5 protein-coding genes and 2 pseudogenes are annotated in these 2,690 nt (G+C 47.5%); 6 read left to right on the top strand and 1 reads right to left on the bottom strand.

The features are described 5' to 3' along the window. Positions 1 to 177 precede the first annotated feature (177 nt). Positions 178 to 473: pseudogene (locus tag FCN80_RS25575) on the top strand (helix-turn-helix domain-containing protein); the annotation flags it as partial. On the opposite strand, the pseudogene FCN80_RS26570 reads toward FCN80_RS25575, so the two are convergent. Continuing rightward, positions 411 to 608: pseudogene (locus tag FCN80_RS26570) on the bottom strand (hypothetical protein); the annotation flags it as partial. The pseudogenes FCN80_RS25575 and FCN80_RS26570 sit on opposite strands and share 63 nt — an antisense overlap. A gap of 109 nt (positions 609 to 717) precedes the next feature. On the opposite strand from FCN80_RS26570, the gene FCN80_RS27665 reads away from it, so the two are divergent. From FCN80_RS27665 to FCN80_RS25555, 5 genes are read left to right on the top strand one after another with little or no spacing between them, the layout of a single operon-like run. Next, entirely contained in the window at positions 718 to 1,083 is a 366-nt protein-coding gene (locus tag FCN80_RS27665; protein WP_445081520.1) for a recombinase family protein, read from the top strand. Next, on the top strand, positions 1,080 to 1,367 hold the full coding sequence (locus FCN80_RS27660; protein WP_445081519.1) for a recombinase family protein: 288 nt from the start codon (positions 1,080 to 1,082) through the stop codon (positions 1,365 to 1,367). Before FCN80_RS27665 ends, FCN80_RS27660 begins: the two co-directional genes overlap by 4 nt. Positions 1,368 to 1,423: 56 nt before the next feature. After that, positions 1,424 to 1,801 (top strand): hypothetical protein, encoded by a 378-nt coding sequence (locus FCN80_RS25565; protein ID WP_136993137.1) that lies wholly within the window; start codon positions 1,424 to 1,426, stop codon positions 1,799 to 1,801. Beyond that, entirely contained in the window at positions 1,798 to 2,175 is a 378-nt protein-coding gene (locus FCN80_RS26565; protein WP_306767939.1) for a glycoside hydrolase family 19 protein, read from the top strand. Before FCN80_RS25565 ends, FCN80_RS26565 begins: the two co-directional genes overlap by 4 nt. Before the next feature lie 2 nt (positions 2,176 to 2,177). Beyond that, the gene (locus tag FCN80_RS25555; RefSeq protein ID WP_136993133.1) at positions 2,178 to 2,528 is read left to right on the top strand and encodes a DUF4087 domain-containing protein; all 351 of its coding nucleotides are present in this window, start codon (positions 2,178 to 2,180) and stop codon (positions 2,526 to 2,528) included. The last annotated feature ends 162 nt before the right edge of the window (positions 2,529 to 2,690 follow it).

Genomic DNA, 2,690 nt, shown 5'->3' with positions numbered 1-2,690 from the left:
CGCCGAATTGCATCGCGGCGGCGAGGAAGCGCGGCCGAGCGAGAGCCAACGTGGGGTATAACGGCTAAGTCACCCTAAATAACTGCTCGGAATAGTAGATCAGTCAGGGGGAACTCAATCCGGTTTATGCGCTCAGATCAATCGCTAAATACCCCAAATCACCAGCCGGACTGAGCAATGCCGATCATAGCACCAATACCCAGAACCGAACGATGCCTGATGCAGAAAACTATCCTTAAAACAAAGGACAAAAATCACGCCCGGCGGCTCACCGCCATGCTGATGCTGCATCGTGGTGACACCGTCAGTCATGTTGCCAGAACGCTCTGCTGTGTCCGCTCATCCATAGGGCGCTGGATTAACGGGTTCACGCTGTCTGGTGCTGAAAAGGCCTGAAGTCATTGCCGTCAGGACGCAGGTTTACGGTAAGCATTAATAAATGCCAGCTCCTGCTCACTGAAATACGCCATTCGGGTCAGCGTTAACTCATCCTCTGGTAATGCCAGTAATGATTCTTTTTCCGACAGCGAAAGAATCTGCCTCCGTGCCATAGAGTTTTCCTCGTAAATTATTCTATACGGTATTTTTAACAAAAATAGTTCTCGCATAAGGGTACACCCTGACGGCATAACCCAAACGTGACTGCACATATTGAATGACATAACCTACATGCGAAAGAGTAAATGTTAGAGCCTAAATGCGATAATATGGTGAAAAATGTTCATCAGAGCTTATTTGAGGGCACCGACGGAAGATTTGTTCGCTGATCGGGCAAAAGGGATGCTGGAGCAGTTCGTCCAAGAGCGGGGACATAAAATCGCCAGTTATTACCGGGAGAATATCAGCGGGACAAAACTTGACCGCCCGGAGCTGGGACGCTTGCTGATGGACAGCCACCACAATGATATCTTGCTGGTCGAGCAAATTGACCGCCTGACCCGCCTGAGTAACAGCGACTGGAGGACGCTGAAAAAGCAGATAGAGCAACACGAGCTGCGGATTGTCAGCCTGGATGTGCCCACCTCATGGCAGGCGCTGTCAGATAAAGACCCTTCGAAGGCTGTCCCATCACCCGCGCCGTGATAACCGCCATCAATAACATGCTTATCGACCTGATGGCCGTGATGTCGCATAAGGACTGGCTGAGCCGCCGTCAGCGGCAAAAGCAGGTAATTGAACGGGCCCATACGCTGGGTAAGTACCGGGGAAAACAGGCCGATCAGGAACGGCATCAGAAAGTCCTGTATTACCGGCATGTCAAGAAACTGAGTACCAAGGAAACAGCGGATGCAACAGGATACGGCCCTTCACAGATATGCCGCATCCAGGCACTGTACCGGCAATCAGAATCGGGAAATTTTGGTTAAGTCACGCCAAGTATATGATAGCCGGTATTAAACCCGTTAAACAAAAAGGATTTTCTATGTCGAAGCCGAAAAACGGCCAGCAGCTCCCGACTATCCGCTGGCCGGTGCCGAAAAATAACCGGGGCGGGGAGTTCAGTAACCTGGAGGAGGTGCTGGCGCATCTGGAGGGCGAGGCCGCCGGGCACTGGCTGATTGGCCGCAATGGCATGTGGCACGGCGGTATCCACATCAGTGATACCACCACGCCGTGGTGTGCGCTCAGCGGTCAGGCGATGAATGAGGCGGTGGATTTTCCGGTGCCGTTTAAGGGGGAGCAGGGACGATTAGAGCAATTATCGAGGAGAGCAGAAAGCAAGGATTTAGCCTTAACTCACAGATTGCTTATATTCTCGCCACGGTTAAGAGAGAGACTGGTGATACGTTTCAACCAGTGAGAGAGGGCGATTGGGTTGGTCATACTTCGACGGATGAGTACCGGAAAAAGCACTACCGATATTATCCATATTATGGGCGAGGCTATGTGCAAATAACTTGGGACTATAACTATAAAGCATATTCAGAAAAGCTTGGTATTGATCTGGTTTCGGAACCTGATAGGGCTTTAGAGCCTAATAACTCCTTGTTTATTCTTATTGATGGATTCAAAAATGGAGTCTTCACAGGGAAGAAACTGACTGATTATGTAAGCAAAGACAGAGTGGATTTCCTCAATGCAAGACGGTGTATTAACGGTTTAGATCACGCAGAGCAAATCAAAGAATTTGCAGAGGATTTTTTAAGTAAGCTGGATGCAGGGGAGTTAATTTGAGGATGAAATCACTATTTATAGCTGTAGTTTTATTTGTTCTTAGCTTCTCTTCTGTGGGGAGTGAATTAAGGTGTGGATGGTTACAGAATCCTAGCCCAGCTAATCAATGGATTAGTGATAAAGACGGAACTTGGGATATATCAATACAAGGGCGATTTACTTCAAATGGCATTGAAAAACTGAAGGATTTTCCAGACAAAGAGTTTGTAAAAACAAATGGGAATTATGGATATGGGTGTGCCTGCATCAGGGTTGATGTAGATCTTGATGAGAAAAAGGTAATCAAAATTTACAGTTCCAAAATACTACCTCTTTCTCGTTGTCAGCGGGATCGGACGCTTAGCGAACCTTGAGTTGGATTCTTTTAAAAAAGGATTTTCTTGAGAACCTTCGAGGATCGCCGTAATCTCTTGCCCTGTAAACGAAAAAGCCACCCTGCGAGCCTGTAAATTAAATTGTGTAATTGCCTGATTTTGATATGTTCAATCCAACATCAGAAACAGGTTAATTTATGG

The organism is Martelella alba, from assembly GCF_005217455.1.
In the GTDB taxonomy this organism is placed as follows: Bacteria; Pseudomonadota; Gammaproteobacteria; order Enterobacterales; family Enterobacteriaceae; genus Acerihabitans.
The sequence above is the reverse complement of the archived record's forward strand: the minus strand, read 5'-3'. Positions and strand labels throughout refer to the sequence as shown.

What these genes read in the sequence shown, in the direction of transcription:
- FCN80_RS27665 (WP_445081520.1), top strand. Translation starts at nt 718, where the DNA reads ATGTTCATCAGAGCTTATTTGAGGGCACCGACGGAAGATTTGTTCGCT.
- FCN80_RS25565 (WP_136993137.1), top strand. Translation starts at nt 1,424, where the DNA reads ATGTCGAAGCCGAAAAACGGCCAGCAGCTCCCGACTATCCGCTGGCCG.
- FCN80_RS25555 (WP_136993133.1), top strand. Translation starts at nt 2,178, where the DNA reads ATGAAATCACTATTTATAGCTGTAGTTTTATTTGTTCTTAGCTTCTCT.